18 protein-coding genes and 5 pseudogenes are annotated in these 23381 nt (G+C 39.7%); 9 read left to right on the forward strand and 14 right to left on the reverse strand.

Features of this window, described 5'->3' with window-relative positions; genetic code table 11:
- Positions 1–275 precede the first annotated feature (275 nt).
- The 3 genes and pseudogenes from P4S71_RS18870 to P4S71_RS18880 all read left to right on the forward strand — a co-directional run bounded on the left by P4S71_RS18870 (position 276) and on the right by P4S71_RS18880 (position 4633).
- A pseudogene (locus tag P4S71_RS18870) lies at positions 276–2568 on the forward strand (peptidase U32 family protein).
- 10 nt (positions 2569–2578) lie between these two features.
- Entirely contained in the window at positions 2579–3241 is a 663-nt protein-coding gene (locus tag P4S71_RS18875) for a glutathione S-transferase (protein WP_337151273.1), read from the forward strand.
- 129 nt (positions 3242–3370) lie between these two features.
- The gene (locus P4S71_RS18880; protein ID WP_096793221.1) at positions 3371–4633 is read left to right on the forward strand and encodes a valine--pyruvate transaminase; all 1263 of its coding nucleotides are present in this window, start codon (positions 3371–3373) and stop codon (positions 4631–4633) included.
- A gap of 88 nt (positions 4634–4721) precedes the next feature.
- Here the strand turns inward: P4S71_RS18880 and P4S71_RS18885 are convergent, their stop codons facing one another.
- Positions 4722–5192 carry a hypothetical protein gene (locus P4S71_RS18885; RefSeq protein ID WP_096793222.1) on the reverse strand — a complete coding sequence of 157 codons (471 nt, stop codon included), beginning with the start codon at positions 5190–5192 and terminating at the stop codon, positions 4722–4724.
- On the opposite strand from P4S71_RS18885, the gene P4S71_RS18890 reads away from it, so the two are divergent.
- Entirely contained in the window at positions 5177–6367 is a 1191-nt protein-coding gene (locus tag P4S71_RS18890; protein ID WP_337151274.1) for a PQQ-dependent sugar dehydrogenase, read from the forward strand. The genes P4S71_RS18885 and P4S71_RS18890 overlap by 16 nt on opposite strands.
- Positions 6368–6478: 111 nt before the next feature.
- Here P4S71_RS18890 and P4S71_RS18895 read toward each other — a convergent pair whose 3' ends face one another.
- On the reverse strand, positions 6479–6901 hold the full coding sequence (locus P4S71_RS18895; RefSeq protein ID WP_337151275.1) for a hypothetical protein: 423 nt from the start codon (positions 6899–6901) through the stop codon (positions 6479–6481).
- Between the two features lie 126 nt (positions 6902–7027).
- Positions 7028–7447, reverse strand: a complete 420-nt coding sequence (locus P4S71_RS18900; protein ID WP_337120439.1) for a hypothetical protein — start codon at positions 7445–7447, stop codon at positions 7028–7030.
- 119 nt (positions 7448–7566) lie between these two features.
- Here P4S71_RS18900 and P4S71_RS18905 point away from each other — a divergent pair.
- A pseudogene (locus P4S71_RS18905) lies at positions 7567–7764 on the forward strand (hypothetical protein); the annotation flags it as partial.
- On the opposite strand, the gene P4S71_RS23200 reads toward P4S71_RS18905, so the two are convergent.
- From P4S71_RS23200 to P4S71_RS18915, 3 genes and pseudogenes are all read right to left on the reverse strand, one after another.
- A complete protein-coding gene (locus P4S71_RS23200) occupies positions 7710–7976 on the reverse strand; it encodes an HNH endonuclease (protein ID WP_442961722.1) in 267 nt (88 codons plus the stop codon). The pseudogene P4S71_RS18905 and the gene P4S71_RS23200 overlap by 55 nt on opposite strands.
- Positions 7859–8569, reverse strand: coding sequence for a hypothetical protein (locus tag P4S71_RS18910; RefSeq protein WP_337151276.1), 711 nt, complete (start codon positions 8567–8569; stop codon positions 7859–7861). The genes P4S71_RS23200 and P4S71_RS18910 overlap by 118 nt, the downstream gene beginning before the upstream one ends.
- Before the next feature lie 78 nt (positions 8570–8647).
- Positions 8648–8962, reverse strand: a pseudogene (locus P4S71_RS18915) (integrase core domain-containing protein); the annotation flags it as partial.
- A 215-nt stretch (positions 8963–9177) separates the two neighbouring features.
- Here P4S71_RS18915 and P4S71_RS18920 point away from each other — a divergent pair.
- Positions 9178–10143, forward strand: coding sequence for an IS30 family transposase (locus P4S71_RS18920; protein WP_096792504.1), 966 nt, complete (start codon positions 9178–9180; stop codon positions 10141–10143).
- Between the two features lie 275 nt (positions 10144–10418).
- Here P4S71_RS18920 and P4S71_RS18925 read toward each other — a convergent pair whose 3' ends face one another.
- Positions 10419–11060: a rhomboid family intramembrane serine protease gene (locus P4S71_RS18925; RefSeq protein ID WP_096793227.1), complete on the reverse strand. Its 642-nt coding sequence runs from the start codon at positions 11058–11060 to the stop codon at positions 10419–10421.
- Between the two features lie 606 nt (positions 11061–11666).
- Positions 11667–12167: pseudogene (locus P4S71_RS18930) on the reverse strand (aminoacyl--tRNA ligase-related protein); the annotation flags it as partial.
- Positions 12168–12535: 368 nt separating this feature from the next.
- Between P4S71_RS18930 and P4S71_RS18935 the strand changes: the two are divergent.
- Both P4S71_RS18935 and P4S71_RS18940 read left to right on the forward strand, forming a co-directional pair.
- On the forward strand, positions 12536–13150 hold the full coding sequence (locus P4S71_RS18935; protein WP_033040169.1) for a hypothetical protein: 615 nt from the start codon (positions 12536–12538) through the stop codon (positions 13148–13150).
- 438 nt (positions 13151–13588) lie between these two features.
- Positions 13589–14769, forward strand: a protein-coding gene (locus P4S71_RS18940; protein ID WP_096794087.1) for an IS3 family transposase whose coding sequence is annotated in 2 segments (ribosomal slippage) — positions 13589–13847 and positions 13847–14769 — 1182 coding nt in all. Because the reading frame shifts where the segments join, the coding sequence is not laid out codon by codon here.
- Between the two features lie 257 nt (positions 14770–15026).
- Here the strand turns inward: P4S71_RS18940 and serS are convergent.
- The 6 genes and pseudogenes from serS to lrp all read right to left on the reverse strand — a co-directional run bounded on the left by serS (position 15027) and on the right by lrp (position 22089).
- Complete coding sequence (gene serS, locus P4S71_RS18945) at positions 15027–16331, reverse strand: serine--tRNA ligase (RefSeq protein ID WP_008133608.1); 1305 nt, start codon at positions 16329–16331, stop codon at positions 15027–15029.
- Between the two features lie 9 nt (positions 16332–16340).
- Positions 16341–16721: a fluoride efflux transporter CrcB gene (gene crcB / locus P4S71_RS18950; RefSeq protein WP_021032117.1), complete on the reverse strand. Its 381-nt coding sequence runs from the start codon at positions 16719–16721 to the stop codon at positions 16341–16343.
- Positions 16714–18057: a replication-associated recombination protein A gene (locus P4S71_RS18955; RefSeq protein ID WP_337151277.1), complete on the reverse strand. Its 1344-nt coding sequence runs from the start codon at positions 18055–18057 to the stop codon at positions 16714–16716. The genes crcB and P4S71_RS18955 overlap by 8 nt, the downstream gene beginning before the upstream one ends.
- Positions 18050–18688: an outer membrane lipoprotein chaperone LolA gene (gene lolA / locus P4S71_RS18960; protein ID WP_337151278.1), complete on the reverse strand. Its 639-nt coding sequence runs from the start codon at positions 18686–18688 to the stop codon at positions 18050–18052. The genes P4S71_RS18955 and lolA overlap by 8 nt, the downstream gene beginning before the upstream one ends.
- Positions 18672–21172: pseudogene (locus P4S71_RS18965) on the reverse strand (DNA translocase FtsK 4TM domain-containing protein). Before P4S71_RS18965 ends, lolA begins: the two are co-directional and overlap by 17 nt.
- A gap of 437 nt (positions 21173–21609) precedes the next feature.
- Positions 21610–22089 carry a leucine-responsive transcriptional regulator Lrp gene (gene lrp / locus P4S71_RS18970; protein WP_033014887.1) on the reverse strand — a complete coding sequence of 160 codons (480 nt, stop codon included), beginning with the start codon at positions 22087–22089 and terminating at the stop codon, positions 21610–21612.
- A 142-nt stretch (positions 22090–22231) separates the two neighbouring features.
- On the opposite strand from lrp, the gene ald reads away from it, so the two are divergent.
- Positions 22232–23353: an alanine dehydrogenase gene (gene ald, locus P4S71_RS18975; protein ID WP_007375670.1), complete on the forward strand. Its 1122-nt coding sequence runs from the start codon at positions 22232–22234 to the stop codon at positions 23351–23353.
- Positions 23354–23381 lie beyond the last annotated feature (28 nt).

The raw sequence follows: 23381 nt of genomic DNA on the forward strand, positions 1-23381 counted from the left end.
AGTAGCGATTTTTTCATGTGTTATATGAGGTCAATAAGTAAACATAAACCTTATCATACATTTATATAAATACTATTGTTGATTACGTGAGCAATTGAGTTAAGTGTTAGCTGAATGTGTACCTATAAGCATACTTTACTATAGCAAAGTTTAAAGCTGCTCGTTTAAAAGCTTGATTCTACATTTTAAAATCATTATATCTCTCAATAAATAGCATTCATGCTACTAACCAGATAAAATTCGCGGCAATTAAATATGAGCGAAGTGAAGTTGTCATGAGTAGAAAGATTGAACTATTAGCCCCAGGCGGTGATGTAAACGCGGTAAAAGCCGCCATTGTAGCCGGTGCTAATGCGGTTTATTGTGGGTTAGATACCTTTAATGCACGTAACCGAGCGTCTAATCTTTCGTTTGATGAGCTTAACGGCGCACTTCGCTTGGCCCATGAATACGGCTGTGAAATATTTTTAACGCTAAATGTAGTTATATTAGAGCACGAAATGGGTGCGCTATTTAAGCTATTAAATCAGCTACTGAATACAACCCTTGATGGCATTATTGTGCAAGATTTAGGGTTATTCAATATAGTTAAAAAGCACTTTCCTACTTTGCATATTCACGCATCAACTCAGTTAACTACGCATAACGAATCACAGGTTGAGTTTTTAGCGCGCATTGGCGCTACACGTGTAAATTTATCGCGCGAGCTTAACTTAACTGAAATTAAAATACTGACCGACGTAGCGCATAAATGCGACGTATTAACCGAAGTATTTGTGCACGGCGCATTATGTATTGCATTTTCAGGGCAATGTTATTCAAGCTCAGTGAGTGTAGGTAACTCGGGTAACCGTGGTCGCTGCTCGCAAGCGTGTCGTGATGAATACGAGCCAACGGCGATGGGTAACAAACACCCATTAAACTTAAAAGACAACTCAGCCTATTTTGATTTACCTGAGTTGGTAGCCGCAGGCGTTGACTCGCTAAAAGTAGAAGGCCGCATTAAAGGTGCTAACTACGTACATACGGTTATTGATAGCTGGCGCAAACAGATAGACACTTTTGTGCAAACCGGTAACCTAATTGAAGACGACTCAAGCTTATACAAAGTATTTAACCGTAACTTTACTAATAAATTTTTAACCGGTGACATGACCAAAAACATGTTTACCGATAACCCGCGTGACCATAGTTTTGATCACGCTAACGAAAAAAACAACGCAATTTCGGTCGTGCAAATTTACGATGCACAGCAAGAGCTTTCTACCCAAAAAAGTGAAATTGATTCGTTAGTTAAAAAGAAAATTGAATTTTTAGATATTTCAAAACGCGAGCTTACATTAGAATTTTCAGGACAATTAAATCAGCCATTCACTGTAAACATAGTTATTGAAGATAAAAACGATATTACGCTTTCGAGTAAAAACGAAAAAGAGCCTCTACGCTTTGAAGTTCAATCGCAAATGCCTATGCAAACCGCCGATAAATCGGTTGTTGATATTGCTGCTATTGATAAACGCTTTAAAAGCTTTAGTAATGCCAATTTTGAAATTAAAAATATGGATTACTCAAACTTAGGCAACAACTTAAGCATTCCGTTTAAAGAGCTAGCGCGCATTAAAAAGCAAGTCGCGTTTTTATTAAACGAAGGCAAAGACGTAATTGCCCCTGTTGAATTACCAAAACTAGTAAACCACGAAAAAGCAGAGAATAAAACAACACTCTCCATTTTAATATCGGACATAAAAGACGTTCACCTTTGTGATTTAACAGATGGCGATGTTTACTTTAAATTACCTGAGAGCTTTAGAACCGATAACGATAAATACATCAACGTATTTTTAGAGCACCCGCAGTTAATTCCGTGGTTTCCGGCGGTGTTAATTGGTAAAGATTTTGAAGAAGCTGTACGTTTACTCGAGGTTGTAAAACCTAGGCTTATTATAAGTAATAACACAGGCGTTGCATTTAAAGCAGTGCAAATGGGCATCGACTGGATTGCCGGCCCATTATTAAACACTACAAACTCTTACGCGTTACTAACACTACAAGAAGATTTAAATGCGAAAGGCGCGTTTATTTCAAACGAAATAAACAAACAGCAAATGCGTAGTATTAAACGCCCTAACAACTTTAAAAATGATGTACAGCATTTATCACCCAATACTAATGATGACCAGCCGACAGTGTTTTTTCCAGCAAACCGTTGGCTGTAAAAAGCCACGTATTGATGCAAGCTGTATGCTGAGCTGTAAAAAAGAAACAACCGTTACCAATGTAAAAGGCATTAGCTTTGCCATTGATAAACAAAAAGGCGGCTACCCGAGCATTTATAACCATGAGCAATTTTTAAACATGGATATCGTAACCGATTACGCCGACAAGTTTGACGAGTTTATGATTGATTTAACCGACATTGGCTCAGGCGATAAAGAAAAACTAGATAAAGCCGTGTTACTTGCGCATTTTCAAGATTTAATTAGTGGGCAAACACACGCTGCTGATCAGTTAAATCACATGGTAAAAGTAAAAACACGTCAGCAATATGTTGAAGGCTTAAATAGCTAAGGTAAGTAAAATGACACTGCCATTATTATATTCATTACAACACTGCCCATACGCAATGCGTGCACGAATGGGTATTTTAATGGCAGAGCAACACGTTTTACTTCGCGCTATTAAAACTAAAAACAAGCCACCGCATCTTTTGAAAATATCGCCAAAAGGCACGGTGCCTGTTTTATTACTGCCGAATAATCAAGTTATAGATGAAAGCCTAGATATTATGCTGTGGGCTTTAAAGCAAAACGATCCGCATAATTTACTGCATACTCAAGACCCATTAGCACTTGAGCACATGCTTGAGTTAATTAAGCTAAACGACACGCAATTTAAACCCGTGCTCGAAAAGTACAAATTTTATGCTCGCACAAAAGACATGGCACACCTTTATTACCAAAAATTCTGCGAAGAGTTTATTAAGCAATTTGAAGCAAAACTAACCACGCATAAATACTTAATGGGCGATGAAAAAAGTCTAGCCGATTATGCCCTGCTGCCATTTATTAGGCAGTTTGCTCGCGTAGATAAACATTGGTACTTACAAAGTGAATACACGCATGTACGCGCATGGTTAAACGAATTTTTGCACGCCCCCATGTTCACCAAAGTCATGACCAAATTTGATTTGTGGATGGATTGTGGTGAAGAGTTTTTATACGGCGTTAAAAAATTAACTTAGCCTTTTTTTATAGAAATTTTATTGTCATAGCTAGCTACAAAGCTAAGCATTGAATTATTCTCATCATCGAATTTAAGCCCTTTATTTACGCTATACTGCCCTCCCCATTATTAATAAACGCTATGCAATATGAACTACTCCAACTTTGGCACTAAATTTACACAACCCAACGGCATTACCCAATTAATGGAAGATTTAGGTGGTGCTAAAAACAGCAACAATCCTAATATTGTTATGCTAGGTGGCGGTAACCCCGCATTAGTACCACAAGTAAATGAGGTTTTTTTAAGTGAATTACAAAAACTTGTTGCCAGTAATAAGGTATCGCAAGTGTTTGGGCTTTACGATGGCCCAACCGGTAACGACGAGTTTAGAGCTGCATTAGCAGGCCAGCTAAGTAAAGAGTACGCATGGGATATTAGCGCCGATAACGTAGCACTTGGCAATGGCAGCCAAGCTAACTTTTTTGTGTTGTTTAATATGTTGGCAGGCGAAATGCCGGATGGCAGCCACAAAAAGATTTTATTCCCCCTCGCGCCAGAGTATATAGGTTATGCCGACCAAGGTTTATCGGCTGATATGTTTGTTGCCATAAAGCCTGATATCGAAATTTTAAATACAGGTAGCACATCAAAACAGTTTAAATACGTCATTGATTTTAAAGCGGTTGAAAACACATTAGCAAACGACAGCAGCATAAGCGCGCTGTGCGTATCACGCCCTACCAACCCAACAGGTAATGTAATTACTGACGATGAAGTAAAACACCTTGATTTGCTTGCTAAGCAATATGGTATTCCACTCATTATTGATAACGCATATGGCGATCCGTTCCCAGGTTGTATTTACACCGATGCAAACCTAACGTGGAACTCAAACATTATTTTATGTATGTCACTTTCAAAACTGGGCCTACCGGGTTTACGCAGCGGTATTGTGGTTGCCAATAATGAGATTATTAAAGCAATTGGCCGCGTAAACGGCAGCATGGTTTTATCGCCAAATAGTATTGGCCCAAGCTTAGTGACACGCTTAATTAACGACAACGAACTACTCCCACTGTGCCGCAACGTTGTACTGCCTTTTTATCGCAATAAAGCACACATAGCGATTGAGTTGTTTGATGAAGTATTTGCCGAACTACCTGTTTATTTACACAAAGTTGAAGGCGCATTTTTTATGTGGCTGTGGTTTAAAGATGCAAAAATAACAAGCGAGGTGTTATACCAACAACTTAAAGAGCAAGACGTGTATGTGATCCCAGGTCACAACTTTTTTATTGGTATTGACGACAGCTGGGCGCACAAGCACGAGTGTATTCGTATCAACTATGCTACCGATGCAGATACCCTAAAAAAAGGCTTAGAAGCGATTAAAGCAGTTATGGCGTGAATTTATAAAGCTGTGGTAAGAGTCTACTATCGTAGGCTTTAATCACATTTTATAAGCCCCCCACTTACTATAAGGCCACTTAGCTTTATTAAGTAGAAGGTTGAGGCTCTTTTATTGCCTTATTTTTTAGGGCCTTAGTAAGCATCGCAAACACAAAGCCCCCTATTGCGCCTGCAAGCAGTTGAGCATAAAAACCCCAGCCTCTTGCGCCCGCTATAATATGAATATTCATAATTGATTCAATGGCAGTTAAAACAATAACAAACGCCACAATGCCAGCAATAACAAATAGCTGAGTACTGTATTTTTGAACCTTTTTGTTAAGCTTTACGGTAACAAAAAAAGCGATGGCAAGTGCTACGGCAATAATAGCGCCGTAGGTAGGTAATAAGCCTAACCAATCATCAAGCGTTAAACTAGCACGATCACTAAAGCCCACCACCACACCTACATTAACTAATTGATTGACAACGTATTGGCTATGAAACAAGCTAGCAAGTGTGAATGTAAGTAACCAAGAAACTAAAAATGAAGGCAATATACGTGTTAAAAACGACATGGTTATCTCAACTTAAAATAAAGCTTTTTTCTTATACTAGCCATGCTAGCAAAGGCTTGCCCCGTAAACAATGTATCTCTTTTTTTACTTTGCTTTCGCTTTTTTCGTTTTCTGTTAATGCAGATGTTGCGTTACCAAAGGAGCAATACAGTACAAAAACACTGGCTACGCAATTACAGTCTCCGTGGAGCATGGTTGAACTACCAAACGGCACGTGGTTAATTACAGAGCGTGATGGTCACGTCGTTATAGTTAAAAACAATGTGCAATCAAGAGTAAAATTAAACCTAACAGGTTTATACGTTGCAGGCCAAGGTGGTTTTCTCGACATTGTATTATCACCAGATTATAACAACTCCAAAGAAGTTATTTTTACTTATGCCCAAGGTGATGCAAGCGCAAACAGGCTTGTTGTTGCCAAAGCCACGTTTAATGGTACTGACTTTTCAAAGCCTAACGTTATTTATAAAGTAGCGACTGATAAAAACACACCGCAACATTACGCAGGACGCGCCCTTGTCCTACCTGACAATACGTTATTAGTTTCAACAGGCGATGGGTTTGATTTTAGAGAGCAAGCACAGGTTATCATCAGCCAACTTGGTAAAATATTACGTATAAACCTAGATGGCACCATTCCAACAGATAACCCATTTATTAATCACAAAAACCTAAATGCACATGCTGTTTACTCACTTGGTCATCGTAACCCTCAAGGCTTAGTTTATGATTACGATACGCAGCAAATTGTAAGCCACGAACACGGCCCTGCAGGCGGTGACGAGCTAAACTACTTAAACGCTGGCACTAATTACGGCTGGCCGGTAATCACCTATGGCAAAGATTACTCGCAAGCGCGTATTTCACCATTTACCGAATATAAAGGCATGCAAAAACCAAGCGTTAATTGGACGCCATCAATAGCGCCATCAGGTATGGCGTATTACGGCTCTAAACATGCAGCTTTTCCTTCATTACAACAACATGTGCTAATCACAACGCTAGTCGATAAAAAGCTTTACAGCGTTAATCTGGTAAGTGGTAAGTTTACGCAGTCTCACGTCTTCCCTGAGGCCGCAGGCCGGTTAAGAGATGTGTTTATAACTGATAAAGGTAACGTCGCGGTATTAACAGACGGCAAAGAGGCAAAGCTAATGTTGATGACATCAAATTAATTCACAAAGGGAGTAAGAGCCGCTGCGCTTTTAGAGTAAGGTAGCGGCTTTATTACGTACTTAATAACGTTTTTAAGTTTTCAACTGCGTACCATATACTTACTGTGCTTGTTATTTACCCGATTCTAATTTCTGTTTCAATAACTCAATAAGTTGAGTGCTAAGCCCTGTAATTTCGGCTTCTAGTACCTTCACTTTAGCCTGCGACTCTTCATCTTCTTTGCTGCGTAATAATGCAGTTTCCTGTAGTAGTTTTTCTATCTTTTCTTGTATTTCAGCAATCTGTTCATCAATAGGATCTTCTTCAGATTGTGATGCTTGATTTACATCTTCATTGCCTGATAACTTACGTAACGCCTCTCGATTTTGATCTTCCAGACTTTTTTCTTTTCCTTCTTCGGATATATCCACTTGGTCACTTTGAACAGCTACTTTGTGCACAGTCGCTTTTTCGGTTACTTCATCAGCTACCACCTTTAAAGTTTGTTTTTGCGGGTAAATTTCTAAAGGTTTAGAGTTTATGTGAACTGACATTTTATCCATTTTAATATTCCTTGTTCAGTCAATTATTGGTGAGAAGTAGTTAACTATAAATATAATGCTTTACCAAAAGCCAATTGTAATAGCCCTCGTTTGATTCTTTATTAGATTACACTCTACTCACAAGCTTGCCCATTGTTGTTTTAAACCAACAAGGTGAACAATACCAAAAGATAAACAAATAATAGAACTCCAAACCCAAAATTCAGGCGAACGCCCCATAGGGTTATTTATTAAAAAGAACCCTGCAACACCACGGGCTAAATAAATAAAAGTTATTAATACAAGAGCTAGGCGGATGAATGGAAGTTTAAAAATAACACCTGCAGCTGAAAATGCATACAATGACCAAGTTGACAGAATCAGAACAATTACACTAGTAATAAGAGTTGGTTTAATACTTCCTTGCTCAGAAAGTAATGCCATTTGCTCTCCTGCACCGAAGAACCGATACCAAGAACCTCCAAAATAGATACAACCCAAATGCAAAGTTGCTACAACAGCACTTAATGTACCTGCAATTATTAGAAAAATATTCATAGAGCGATAAAACCTTCGTGAGACATAGCGAACCTGTAAATTAGCTGCTTTATTTATCTTGATAAACAAACCATAGCTGGGTTTCTATCTGGGTACAATCGATTGTTGAATGTTTACGCGTGATATCAAAGCTCGCATTTAAGTGGATACGAATACTATTTAGGTGCTGGAAAACACATATGCCTTACGATCAACCAACTTACTTAACTGTATTGAAAAGTAAGGGATCATCGCTATTAAAATTTGTGGTGGAAAGTGAGCTTCAGCGCTTGCTGTTAAAGGCATTTAACCAGTGTTTCAACTCTTTGATAGTTTGATAAGGGCTACGATGTAACATTCTATGGCAATTAGCACACACCATGGCAAGATCTTCAACTAGAGTTTCTCTAGATTCATTTTCATCCAGCTCATTCAAAGGTACCTTGTGGTGAGCTTCAATATATAAAGCTCCTTTTTCACCATATTTTTTCTTAAAATCAAACTCACAAACTTCACAGGGTAATTCACCCTTGTGCTTCTTTGCGTGAATTTTTTAGCCCGATTTACCAATGCCTGAGAACGCTCTCTGGAATAATGCTTCTTTTCTAGCCTTTTACCTTCAGAAAATGACACTGGTGTTAATGAATTCAAGTTCTCTTCTAAATTATCAGCAAGAACTCTACAAGCAGCAATATGAAATAGGTCGTTGAGAGTATCATCTAACGTCACGTCATCATTTGGAAGTGATACTACGGCTTTAAGCGCCCCAAAAACATTTTGAAATAACTCTTTACGTATTTCATTCTTTTTGTCTTTTTTCCTTGGAATATAACTCCAAGTCAAATCAGTACCATCTTGTGATGTGGTTTCTTTATGAAGCTCAGCTAGGGGAGGTAGATTATTATTTTCTGGATATAAAACAAGATAATAATTATTATCACCCTTCCAATCAATAATTAGAACCCAGAGCGTTTCACTTCCATTACTTATTAAAAAACCACCAAATGAATTCATACCATTCGAAAAAGTATGAAAACCTTCGATAACGCCCTGTTCGATCGAATTTACAAGATGAAAATCATTACTTTCTTTAGTTGTTTTTTCTAAAATTAATGATAGTTTTTTTGCAACATCTGGATTCACTATAACCTCGATTATGCCTTATAACGAGCCTGTAGATTAACTCGTTTTTTATTTGTTTTTATTGATAATCCCCCATTTTTAATGGAGGCTATCTGTAGAATTTCCGTTGTTTAACTTTTCCAGTTTTTGTATGGGTGTTATGCCACCTATACCCATTTTAGGGCGTTCATTATTATAAGTCCATAACCAATAGGTTGCTTTATCTTGTAACTCACTAATATCACTGTAAATATAATGACTTAGCCAGTCATACCTAACCGTGCGATTAAACCGCTCTACATAAGCATTTTGTTGCGGGTTACCTGGTTGAATAAATCGTAATTCAATATTATTATTTAACGCCCACTCTGCTAATTTATGGCTAATATATTCAGGCCCATTGTCACACCTGATAGCTTACCACGCTAAACCATTAAACTAGAAACCATTAAACTAGAAACCATTAAACTAGACGAAACCATTAAACTAGGACATTAAACTAGGACATTAAACTACCCGAATTCATTTTGCAAGTGCACCACTGACCATAACCCACCAATAAATATGACATTCTGAAGTATTTGCTAATGTAGTAAGTGCGACCAAACTCATTATCGAGGGAATTCAGAATGTCTTATGAACATCTTAACAGTTTCGAACGAAAAGCTATCTACTATCGATTCAACAGTGGCGAAAGCTGCCGATCCATTGGTAAACTATTAAATCGACACCATACAACTATCATGCGTGAAGTTAAGCGAAATAAGCCACCCTACTATGATTATTTCGATGAGGCAGCGCACGAAAAAGCGATGGAAAGAAGGAAGGTCTCCAGGCATGCAAGAAAAAGAAACAATAAGGCACTGTACGAGCTTGTGTTGAGTAAGATAGCAATGGGATGGTCTCCAGATGCTATAGCAGGTCGGCTTAAGAAGGATAACCCGTCAGATGAATTAATGCATGTCAGCCATGAAACAATCTATCAATGGGTGATTAAGGATTTTAAAGCAGGTGGAGAGCTATACAAAGACTTAGCTAAGAGGCATAAAAAAAGACGTAAACAACGTAAATATGGCGATTTACGTGGGCAAATTAAGAATAGAGTAAGTATTAGCGAACGACCAAAAATAGTCGAAGACAGAAGCCGAATAGGTGACTGGGAAGGTGATTTAATTGAAGGCAAAAAGGGCTCTGGTTTTTTTGTAACCCATGTTGACCGTAGCTCTCGATATTTAATCGCGCAAAAAATAGAGACTAAGCAAGCTGAGTCATTCAATACGGCTACAGTAGAGATGTTTAAAGAGATTCCAGAGCATAAACAGTTAACTCTGACCTTGGATAATGGAAAAGAATTTTCGAAATTTAAAGCTTTGGAAGAAGAACTAGATTTTATTATTTACTTTGCTGATCCTTATTGTTCGTGGCAACGAGGAACAAATGAACATACAAACGGTCTGATCAGGCGTTATTTCCCAAAGAAAACTGATTTTTCAACTATAACTAATGAACAACTCCAAGAGGTTGTAATGAAAATTAATACTCGCCCAAGGAAAATACTAAATTATCAGACAGCTGAAGAGGTCTTTATTAATTAGTGATTTAAGGTTTGGTGCACTTGGAACCTGAATTCGGGTTAATTAGTGATTTAAGGTTTGGTGCACTTGGAACCTGAATTCGGGCTGTAAAGGGCCTTGTCGAAGCTCAAAAAAAGGAATTAACATTGCGCTAGGCAATGACTATTTAGCATCACAAGGTTTAGTGTCATTGAGAGATATTTGGATCGGTATTCATTACGGGAGATGAACCGCCCATTGCGGACCCGCATGATGGGTGGTGTGGGGCTGGAGATTAGAGACCTCCGGCTACCCGATTAGCTTTCTGGTGCCACTTGAACGAGTTTCTGTTTAACATTATAGAAATAATAGATAGCCAGACCGAAACCAATAACAAAACTTAGAGAGTGCCCTGCTTTTGGATAACCTACGGATTTAAAATCTAAATATAACGCTGGTATAAGTGCAAAAACGATAGCACATAAGAATATATACCCTCGTTGAATTTTACTAAAAATCAAAAATAAGCCAAAACCTGCCAAGCCAAAAGCAGCTTGTGATGCACCTGTACCTACATTCCATGGTGGAGGTGTAAATTGAGTACTAAATAGTGTTCCAATAGAACCTGCAAAAAGCCAAATAATTAACATGTACTTAGAACCAACGGTTCGCTCAATAATAATACCCAAGAATAAAATAGATAATACATTGTAGATCATATGCTTTTGATGGACATGGATTAATTGAGAAGATACTAGCCTCCATATTTCAAGGTGCTTTATACCCTCTACAGTTAATCCACCAAAATTAGTAAGTTCCGTTATTCTTGATTTACCGAGGACCGAGCCACTAATTTGATAAGCGACATAAAACGATACGCAAACAGTAACTATGCATATTAAAAAGGTAACGACAGGTTTGTGATTAATCTGCATACTATTTCCGAAAGCTAACGTCATATAGAACACCACTTCGGGGGTTTATAACACCCCAAAACGGCGTATATTACATGGCTCAATAATTCCACTAAATAACTCTAATGTAAACAAGTAATTACGTATGTTATAAAATGCTCGTTGTTAAAATACACCAAAACGACTTTTAATAATGTCATTGGACAAACACTGTCCATGCACACAGCGCATTTAAAGGTTGGTTATTATTTTATGAAATCTCTCTTTCTAACCACAATTAAAGGCCATGTGTATAGCAATCACTATTGTTACAAACTGCACAAAGAGCACTATTGAAGCTTATCTGTTTTGGATAACTGCCTATATCCGCTTTAATAATATTCAACACGCCCTAGATCTATGGGAGATACTCAAGTGAAGTTATGTTTAAACCATTTAGTAAATTCGCAAAATGTAGCGCAAGAAACTGATAAAAGGGACAGGCGTATATTTTTGTCAAATAAATGCAACGCGCTAAAGCACGTCCTACATATTAGCTGAACCTTATTATTACCTTTTTAACCTAAAACAAAAAAACCGCTGTTCATTACAAACAGCGGCTTTCTAATTAAGATTTACAAGCTTAAAGCTTGCTTAACTTAAACTTGATTTTTATTGCTTACCAATTACTTCAAGTCCACCCATGTATGGGCGTAATACTTCTGGTACTACTACTGAACCATCGGCTTGCTGGTAGTTTTCTAGTATTGCTACTAGTGTACGCCCAACAGCTAAGCCTGAACCATTTAGTGTATGTAGTAACTCTGGCTTTTTAACACCTTCACGACGAAAACGTGCTTGCATTCTACGCGCCTGAAAATCTGCCATGTTTGAACATGATGAAATTTCGCGGTATGTGTCTTGAGCAGGTAGCCATACTTCTAAATCGTATGTTTTAGCTGAGCCAAAGCCCATGTCGCCCATACATAAAATCACTTTACGGTACGGAAGTTCAAGCGCTTGTAGTATTTGCTCTGCGTGACCTGTTAACTCTTCAAGTGTTGCCATTGAGTCTTCTGGTTTTACAAGTTGTACAAGTTCAACTTTATCAAACTGGTGTTGACGAATTAGACCACGTGTATCGCGACCATAACTGCCTGCTTCACTTCTAAAAAATCAAGGTGGTTGTCTAGTTTATATGTGTCTAGTTTATATGTGCATCTAGTTTATTTGGGTTCTGTAAAAGAATAGCCCCCGAAAATTTGACTCAGGCGGAGTGACCATATGTGTCTGTGTTATTTCGCTAAATATCTGACCCTAGAATTTCTAAATATCACAACGAGGATTTCGTGTAATACAGTGTAATAGATAATTCAAAACAAAAAACTATTATTTATCCGTAGCCACAGAGCAGTGTTCAGGAAAATAGAAAAATCTGAATAATACAGCGGCTACCAATTAATGCAGTGGAATTTATTAACCACTTTAAAAACAAGGTGTCATTCGAAAGCTAACTAATCAAAAATTAAAAGGATTATTGTATGGAAATCACAGCAAATAATGAAGTTGAAAACATTAGTTTTAAATCAACTATAGAAGAAATGAGAAAGCACTATTTACTCCAGCTAGGCAACACGAAACGGGTAACAGGGTTTGGCTTATCTCGACTAAAAGTAGCATCTTCATCAGAAAGATCAGAAGGCGAAAATGAAGAGTTAGTAGAAGTCATGGGAGATACTGTTTCCAATGTACAAGCTATGACAAGTGACTTTTCAGCCACAACACAAGTTAGTGTTAACGCTTCCTCAGAGGAATATATTAATAGTAATAACTCTGAAAGTGATCAAGCTAGATTCAAACAACAAATGGAAGATCGTCGTAAAAAAGCGTTAGCCGCAAGTGAAAAAGTAATCAATGCAGCATTTGATAAAGCTTCTGAACTTGGTGAAAAGCACCCAAACCTTCAAAATGGTATATTGTCAGTAACAGACACTATGACACAAGGAATCGTGAGTGCTGCAAATTTTGTAGCAGATATTGTAATTGAAGTCGTTGGCAAAGTAATAAACGCACTAAGTAAAGCTTGGAGCTGGATTACAGATCAATTTGCAACTGCTGCGAAGTCGATAGGCAATTTCTTTTCAAATATTTTCTAATGATATATTAATTAAACAAGGGGAATTTCGCCCCTTGTTCTAACCTTCTACGAAGTGTCTTCCTGTAGCATTTTTGGCGCGTTCGATGGTTTCGTCACTCATACGGTACTGGTTTGGATCATGCCCATGATGTCGATAGCTAGCACAATCGTATTTGTATTTAGACAGTATTTAAACAGGACAGCTACTCTAATTGAACAGATAAAAATCTACCACTGAATTACTTTCATTTGACTCATTAAATAAATCATTGGCACTCTTAAACCTAAATTACACGCATGAAAATGACTGCATGATGCCGGTTTAGATTTTCACAGTAACTTGCTTGTGAGGCCGGATTACCACCCTGGCTCTATGGGAGTGTAGTGGTACAGTGATTTTGGCCACCCATTAAGAAAGAAATGTTATGCTAATAAGCATACAAATTTGGGTGAAAAAATGACGAAATTAAAACGCGCAACATATTCAGCGGCAATTAAATTAGAAACGGCTCAGCTTGTAGTAGACCAAGGTTATACGCAAGAAGACGCAGCAAAAGCGATGGGGGTGGGTAAATCAACCGTAAGTAAGTGGGTTACTCAATTAAAGCTAGAACGCAATGGTCAGTCACCATCAGCGTCACCAATGACGCCCGAACAAATTGAAATCCGCGAACTTAAAAAGCAAATCCAACGCATTGAATTAGAAAAGGATATATTAAAAAAGGCTACCGCTCTCTTGATGTCCGACTCCCTGAACAATTCTCGTTAATCGAGAAGTTAAATCAACGAGAGCGTTATCCAATTAGTCTGCTGTGTAGCGTATTCAATGTGCATCGCAGCAGCTATAAGTACTGGGCCATACGGGATACAGCGCCGACACCTGAGCAAGCAAGGTTAGAGGCTGAAGTAAAAGCAATACATGCGATGAGTGGTGGTTCAGCAGGGGCACGGACAATCGCAGCGATAGCAACGAACAATGATTTTGAATTGAGCCGTTATCGTGCAGCTAAGCTAATGGTTAAATTAAAGCTCGAAAGCTGCCAAGTACCTCAACATTCATATAAACGTGGTGGTAATGAACACCTTGAAATCCCAAACCTGCTTGATAGACAGTTTGATGTTGTTGAGCCGGATACCGTGTGGTGCGGTGATGTGACGTATATTTGGACAGGCAATCGCTGGGCTTATTTAGCCGTGGTTATTGATTTATTTGCACGCAAAGTGGTTGGCTGGGCAATGTCGTTGTCACCAGATACTAATTTAACGCTAAAAGCGCTTGAACTCGCATATGAAAGCAGAGGGAAACCGACAGGACTCATGTTCCATTCAGACCAAGGTAGCCATTATACAAGTTTAAAATATCGCCAACGTTTATGGCGCTATAAAATCACACAAAGTATGAGTAGACGTGGAAATTGTTGGGATAATGCGCCAATGGAGCGATTTTTTAGAAGCTTTAAGACGGAATGGATGCCAAAGATTGGATATGGAAACTTTATAGACGCTAAATATAGCGTGAGTGATTACATAAATGGATATTACAACAATGTTAGGCCGCATCATTATAATGCCGGTTTAGCACCAAATGAATCTGAGGTTAGATATCAAGATTCTAAAACTGTGGCCAAAATTAGTTGACCACTACAGAGATACTCAAGTGAAGTTATGTTTAAACCATTTAATAAATTCGCAAAATGTAGCGCAAGAAACTGATAAAAAGGACTGGCGCATATTTTTGTCAAATAAATGCAACGCGCTAAAGCACGTCCTACATATTAGCTGAACCTTATTATTACCTTTTTTAACCTAAAACAAAAAAACCGCTGTTCATTACAAACAGCGGCTTTCTAATTAAGATTTACAAGCTTAAAGCTTGCTTAACTTAAACTTGATTTTTATTGCTTACCAATTACTTCAAGTCCACCCATGTATGGGCGTAATACTTCTGGTACTACTACTGAACCATCGGCTTGCTGGTAGTTTTCTAGTATTGCTACTAGTGTACGCCCAACAGCTAAGCCTGAACCATTTAGTGTATGTAGTAACTCTGGCTTTTTAACACCTTCACGACGAAAACGTGCTTGCATTCTACGCGCCTGAAAATCTGCCATGTTTGAACATGATGAAATTTCACGGTATGTGTCTTGAGCAGGTAGCCATACTTCTAAATCGTATGTTTTAGCTGAGCCAAAGCCCATGTCGCCCATACATAAAATCACTTTACGGTACGGAAGTTCAAGCGCTTGTAGTATTTGCTCTGCATGACCTGTTAACTCTTCAAGCGTTGCCATTGAGTCTTCTGGTTTTACAAGTTGTACTAATTCAACTTTATCAAACTGGTGTTGACGAATTAAGCCACGAGTATCGCGGCCATAGCTGCCTGCTTCGCTTCTAAAACACGGCGTGTGGGCAACTAAGCGAATTGGTAAATCGCTTTCGTCGTAAATTTCGTCGCGGGCGCTGTTTGTAAGCGGTACTTCAGCTGTAGGAATTAAGCTAAAGCCGGCTTGTTGTTCGCCGTCGTCGTTTACAAGGCCTAATGTGTGGAACAAATCGCCTGCAAATTTAGGTAATTGGCTGGTGCCATAAAGGCTTGCGCTATTTACTAAGTACGGTACATACATTTCTGTGTAGCCGTTTTTATCAGCGTGTGTATCTAGCATAAATTGCGTTAGCGCACGGTGCATACGCGCAACTTGGCCGCGCATTACGGTAAAGCGTGCACCACTAATTTTAACGCCCATTTCAAAGTCTAAACCGTTTAGGTCTTGGCCTACATCTACGTGGTCTTTAACTTCAAAATCGAATTTTTTAGGTGTGCCCCACGTTAAAATTTCAACGTTGTCGTCTTCGTCTTTACCGGCGGGTACTGACTCGTCTGGCAAGTTTGGGATTGCTAACGCAATGTCGTTAATTGCGGCTAATACTTCATCTTGCTCTGTTTTAGCGGCGTCTAGCTCACTGCCTAAGTTAGCCACTGCATCAAGTAATGGTTGTGCGTCTTCGCCTTTAGCTTTGGCTTGACCAATTGCTTTTGCGCTTGCATTACGTTGACTTTGAAGTTCTTGCGTTTTTACTTGTAATGTTTTGCGTTTTTCTTCAAGTGCCGTTACCGTCGCTACATCGAGTTCGTAACCGCGCGCCGCTAAACGTGCTGCAGTTTGTTCGATGTCTTGACGTAAAAATTTAGAATCTAACATGTTAGTTTTTTAACCTTTTTGCATTACTAGCTGAAGGCCCAGCCAAGCCATAAAAATACACACCATCACGTTTAAGATGATATTGAGGGCCATTTTAATAAAGTGACCTTGTTGTAATAACAACAACGAGTCCATTGAGAATGTTGAAAAGGTGGTTAATGCACCTAAAAAGCCAATACCGATAAGGGTTTTAGCGGGGCTTGCGGTGATAATTTCTTTATCTATCAAACCGTACAAAATGCCCATTAACAATGAACCCAGAATATTAACCGTCAACGTGCCAAAAGGGAATCCCCTACCGAGGAGTTTTAGCATGCTTTCGCTAATAAAAAACCGTAAACACGCACCTGAGGCTCCGCCAAGGGCGATCATCATATAAAGTTTAATCATTTTCGTATCGTCTAAGTGGGCTTTGCGCATCGCGCTCTTTTAGGTAATCGAGTTTTTGTTTAATTTTTTGCTCAAGTCCGCGTTCGCTCGGTAAGTAATACTCTTTGCCGTCCATTTCTGGCGGTAAATATTTTTCACCTGCGGCAAATGCGCCTTCTTCGTTATGCGCATAACGGTACTCAGCGCCATACCCTAAGTCTTTCATTAAATTAGTTGGGGCATTACGTAAATGCTCTGGTACGGGATAACTTGGCTCATTTTGAGCATCTGCTTTGGCTTGATTAAACGCCATATACACTGCATTACTTTTGGGTGCGCTGGCTAAATACAGTGTAGCTTGTGCAATTGCACGCTCGCCCTCGCTTGGGCCAACACGTTGAAATATATCCCACGCATTTAAAGCCACTTCCATTGCACGCGGATCGGCGTTACCAATGTCTTCTGTAGCAATGGCAAGTAAACGCCTTGCTACATACAAAGGGTCGCCGCCACCGGCTAAAATTCGGCAATACCAATACAGTGCACCGTCGGGGGAGCTACCTCGTACTGATTTGTGAAAGGCCGATATTAAATCGTAAAATTCATCGCCGCCTTTATCGTATTTAGCTAAATGCGTTGGTAGCACTTGGCTAAGTACGTGCTCATCTACGTTGTATTGACCGTTTTGCTCGGACGTTAAATCAACTGCTTGTTCAAGTAAATTAAGTACTTTACGCGCATCGCCGCCACTTGCTTGGCACAGTGCCTTTTTAGCGTTGTCGGCAATAGTGATGTGTTTTTGGCTTAGCTGCTCGTCTTGTTTAAGTGCGCGCTCTATTACGGTGTATAAGTCGGTATCGGCAAGCGATTTTAAAACATACACGCGTGCACGCGACAATATAGCGTTGTTAAGGGCAAACGATGGGTTTTCTGTGGTTGCACCTACAAATATAAAGGTGCCGTCTTCTATGTGCGGTAAAAAGGCATCTTGTTGGGATTTATTAAAGCGATGAACTTCGTCAACAAACATAAGGGTTCGTTGGCCACGGCTTTCTAGGTTGTCCCGCGCTTGCGTTACGCTATCGCGTATATCTTTTACGCCTGCGGTTACCGCTGACATTTGAATAAGTGAGGCATCAGCATGGTTGGCAATTATTTGCGCAAGTGTTGTTTTACCCACACCAGGCGGACCCCATAAAATTAAACTATGGCATCGCCCTGCGACAATGGCTTGATGCAGTGGTTTATCAGCGCTTAATAAATGCTGCTGACCAATGTATTCATCAAGCGTTGTAGGGCGCATACGCGCGGCAAGTGGGCGTACATCAGGCCCAAAGTTAAAACCTAAATTACTCACCGTTACTCTGATCGTCTATTTCAACACCTTCGGGAGGGGTAAATTCAAACGTGCTTTTATCAAGCGGCGCATTAACTTGTGCATCATTAAATGTAAATGACGATAACTGCCCTGAATTGTCGGTAACTACTAATTTAGCAAGGCCTTGCTCATTACCTGCAAAGGTTATATCAAGTTGCTCAACTTGGCTTTCTACGCCTTTATTTGGTGTTACGCTAAAACCTGTATTTGTTGCAAGTACGCTGTACTTTTCCCATTGTGCTGGATCTTTTGAGGTAAGTAACACAAACGGTGTTGAATCGATTAAACCGCTGGTTTTCATAATCGTTACTTGCTCAGCAAAGCTGTCGAAGTAATAAGTTTTATCACCGTTTGATACAAATAACGTATCGTCTGGGTTTGTTTGCTGCCAGCGAATCATCATAGGCTGTTGAAGCGCTATTGTGCCCTCGCCTTGCATAACAGCTTGGCCTTCTTTGTCTGTTACTTGTTGTGCAAACTGCGCTTTGAAACTTTTTAAAGTGGCAAGTCTGTCTTGTAATGCTTGGCTGTCGTCAGCAAAGCTTGGTGCGGCAAGTACGCTGCCTAATACTAATAATAAGGCGTTAACTTTTTCATGAATTTGCTCCATTAGGCACTAATACATCGCGAGCACCGTTATGACCTGGTGAACTCACGATACCCGATGTTTCCATTTGTTCTACTAAACGTGCTGCGCGGTTATAGCCAACACGTAATTTACGTTGCACTGACGATACCGATACTTTGCCGGTTTCAATTACAAACGACACAGCTTCGTCGTATAACGGGTCTGATTCTTCATCTGCGTTTTCGCTAGCTTCACCTGGTAATAAAATATCTTCACTGGCATCACCATTGAGTATTTCATCAATATAATTTGGTTTAGCACGCGCTTTCCAATCGTTTACTACGGCGTGTACTTCGTGGTCGTCTACAAACGCGCCATGCACACGCTCTGGTACGCTAGTGCCTGGCGGTAAATAAAGCATGTCGCCCATACCTAGTAAGTTTTCGGCGCCTTGTTGGTCAAGTATTGTCCGTGAATCTATTTTGCTCGATACCTGAAACGCCATACGTGTTGGAATATTAGCTTTAATTAAGCCGGTAATTACATCAACCGACGGACGCTGCGTAGCAAGCACTAAGTGAATGCCTGCCGCACGTGCCTTTTGGGCTATACGTGCAATAAGTTCTTCTACTTTTTTACCTACAATCATCATCATGTCGGCAAATTCGTCTATTACTACAACAATACTTGGTAATTTACCTAGCTCGTCGGGGCCTTCTTTCATGCCATCAGTGTCTTTAAATAATGGATCAAGAATTGGGTAACCCGCTTCATTGGCTTCAAGCACTTTTTGGTTGTAACCTTTTAAGTTACGCACACCCAATGCTGACATTAATTTATAACGACGTTCCATTTCGCCAACACACCAACGCAGTGCGTTAGCGGCTTCTTTCATGTCGGTCACTACTTCACACAATAAATGCGGAATGCCTTCATATACTGAAAGCTCAAGCATTTTAGGGTCAATCATGATCATACGTACATCGTCAGGACCCGATTTGTACAGCAAGCTTACTATCATGACATTAACGCCCACTGATTTACCCGAACCGGTTGTACCGGCCACCAATAAGTGTGGCATTTTACCTAAATCAGCACATACCGGCTGACCGGCAATGTCTTTACCAAGCACCATGGTAAGTGGCGACGGATTTTGCTCAAATTTAGGGGCGTTTATAACTTCTGATAAACGAACTATTTCACGGTGTTTATTTGGAAGTTCAATACCAACATAGGTTTTACCCGGAATAACTTCTACAACACGTACACTAATTGCCGAAAGCGAACGGGCTAAATCTTTAGCCAAGCCCGTAATTTTAGACACTTTTATACCTGGCGCTAAATCAAGTTCAAAACGTGTAACAACGGGGCCTGGGTATACCGCTACAACAGTTGCTTGTACGTTAAAGTCGAGCAGCTTTGTCTCTACTAGGCGCGATACTGTATCGAGTTCTTCTTGCGAAATTGGGTTTTTAGCTTTGTCCGGTCTATCGAGTAAATCGAGTGACGGTAATGGCCCCGGTGGTGGCTCTTGCGTTAATAATTGCTCAAATTTTTCTTTTGCTGTTGGTGGTGGCTGATAGGCTGCTTTTGGCTTAGGCATTGGCCTTGCTGGTGATACAACCGTTGTAACTGGCTTTTCAGGTTCTACAACTTGGCTTTGATCAAGTGCATTTAATGCAGCAGCCGTGTCCATTGGCTCGTCGTCTATGGCGCTAAAGCCAATTTCTTGATCGAGTATGTCGTCGAGTTCATCAAACGGCATAAAGTCGTCACTAATTTGTGGCTCGCTAAATAGCGTTTGCGGTTCGTTAATTGCTTTTTGTTTATCTGCTTTTTTAGCCGATGCAGGCAGCTCTATTTGCTCTTTTATATCGTCTTCAAAATGGGCGTCTACTTCATCGTTATTATTTACTGTACCTGCAGCGTGTTCTCGGTGCATCCAGCCTTTTGCATACGACACGATAAAACGATAAAACCTAACCATTAAATCGCCAAGATAATCAACAAAATCAACCCACGATACACCCGTTAATAGAGTTAGTCCGGCAAAAAGAAACACAGCAATAATATAGATGTACCGGTAAAGTTAAATGCAGGCATCATGGCTGATGCAATAACATCGCCCACTACCCCACCAGAAGAGAAGTTATAAATATCGTCAAAGTTGATACTGCTAATAGCGGTAGCTGAGGTAATAAATAAAGCAAAACCAATAACTCGCAGCGCTAAAGTAGTGTAATCAAGCTGTAAAATGCGGTGAGGTTGTTTAAATAACAAGTAGCCAAATAATTGAATGGCAGCAGGTACTAAATAAGCCAACCAACCAAAAGTAAGTAATAAAATGTCAGCTATCCATGCACCAGCTGTGCCTGTAATATTTTTTACGTTTCTAAATTCACCAGTTTGCGACCACGAAGGATCAACTGGATCAAAGCTGATTAAGGCACATAAAATAAATATTGCTGTAAAGGTACTGATAATCAGCCCTGTTTCTAATAGTCTTTGCACACCGTTTAGGCGCATAGTTCCCTATTCCTCTTTATTATTCTATTTTATTCACACTTACTTAGCAGTGAAATACCTTAGCAGGAAATGCAATTTGTTGCACTTTATCTTAGGGCCTGTTTATCTTTCGAGGTTAAATTTGCAGCTGACTGTTTGGTATTTAGGCAAGGCAGAGCCTATGTAGTGTGGTTATTCCCCATAAATAGGCGATAACGCAGCATAAATGCCAAACATGCGCTGCCCGAAGGGTTCTACCTAGGGGCAATTAACTCTTTGTTGCTCGGTTTTTACTTAGCCCACTAGGTTACAAACCTCGCGCCGCGATTAAATCGCCCCTAGATTGAACAAATTTTAATCCTGAAAGGTCAACAGGCCCTAGCCTTGATGGCCTGATTATGAACACGTTTTTATAATTTAGGCAGATAAAAGCAAATGTCAGCCTATTATAAATACTGTTAAGCAATATACGGGCGAATAATTACACCTTCTTCACCTTTTACTTCTTCCATTACTACATAAGTACGGCTTTCACTTACATTTGGAAGTTTCAATAGTATGTCGCCTAATACGCCACGGTATTCTGACATATCATTTACGCGTGTTTTAAGTAAAAAGTCGAAATTACCCGACACCAAATGGCATTCTATAATTTCTTCATGCTTTTTTACAGCAGCACTGAACTCATCAAATACATCGGGTGATGTTTTGGTAATTGTTACCTCTACATACACCGATAAACCTTGCCCAAGCTTAGCAGGGTCGACCACTGCTTTGTAACCTAATATGTAACCTTCTCGTTCTAGTTTTTTTACCCGTTCGAGACAGGGCGTGGCGCTTAGGCCAACTCGTCTGGCCAGTTCAACATTGGAAAGGCGTCCATCATGTTGTAATTCCATCAAAATTTTCCGGTCAATTCTATCTAATAACTGATGCATAGTACCAACTAGTTTTTTATGCTGTTTATTTTTATTATTTAGATAATAACACTAGAACCCACTTTAAAAAAGGTGAGACACACTGGCTTATGATGAATATAATAGTGAAAAATGTTAATCCGTTCTTAATAAGGCAAATGTTATGATTATTGGTGTACCTAAAGAAATTAAAAACCATGAATACCGTGTAGGTATGGTTCCTGCGAGTGTTCGTGAATTAGTAAACCACGGTCACCAAGTGATTGTAGAAACTGATGCAGGCATGGGCATTGGTTTTACTAATGAAGACTACACACAAGCAGGTGCTGAAATTTTAGCAACTGCTGCTGATGTTTTCGCTAAAGCCGACATGATTGTAAAAGTAAAAGAGCCACAAGCTGTTGAACGTGCAATGTTGCGTGAAGACCAAATCCTTTTCACTTACTTACACCTTGCACCTGATCTTCCACAAACTGAAGACCTTGTAAAAAGCAAAGCTATTTGTATTGCATACGAAACTGTAACTGACTCACGCGGTGGTTTACCGCTTCTTGCGCCTATGAGCGAAGTGGCTGGTCGTATGTCTATTCAAGCTGGTGCACAAGCGCTAGAAAAATCTAACCACGGTCGTGGCATGCTATTAGGTGGCGTACCAGGTGTTGAAGCAGCTAAAGTTGTTGTAATTGGCGGCGGCATGGTTGGTCGTAGCGCTGCTCAAATGGCTGTTGGCCTTGGTGCTGAAGTTGTGGTTCTTGATCGTAACATCGACGTATTACGTGCACTAGACGCGCAATTTGGTAATAAAGTAAAAGCTATTTACTCAACTGCTGATGCACTAGAAAAACACGTACTAGAAGCTGATTTAGTAATTGGTGGCGTACTAATCCCAGGTGCAGCTGCACCTAAACTAGTCACTGCAGAGCACATTAAAGCAATGAAACCTGGCTCTGCAATTGTTGACGTTGCAATCGACCAAGGTGGCTGTATTGCTACCTCTAAAGCAACGACGCATGCTGATCCTACTTTCATCGTTGATGAAGTTGTTCACTACTGTGTTGCTAACATGCCAGGTGCTGTTCCACGCACATCTACGTTTGCACTTAACAATGCAACATTGCCTTTCATCATTAACCTTGCAAATAAAGGTTATAAAAAGGCGCTACTAGATGACGCTCACTTCTTAAAAGGCTTAAACGTAATTAAAGGCCAAGTAACTTACAAAGAAGTAGCACAAGCGTTCAACATGGAATATGTTGACCCACGCACAGCGGTAGAAAACGCATAATTTAGCGTTTTGTAGTTAGGTTGGTATT

This window comes from Pseudoalteromonas sp. B62, from assembly GCF_037162565.1.
In the GTDB taxonomy this organism is placed as follows: Bacteria; Pseudomonadota; Gammaproteobacteria; order Enterobacterales; family Alteromonadaceae; genus Pseudoalteromonas; species Pseudoalteromonas fuliginea.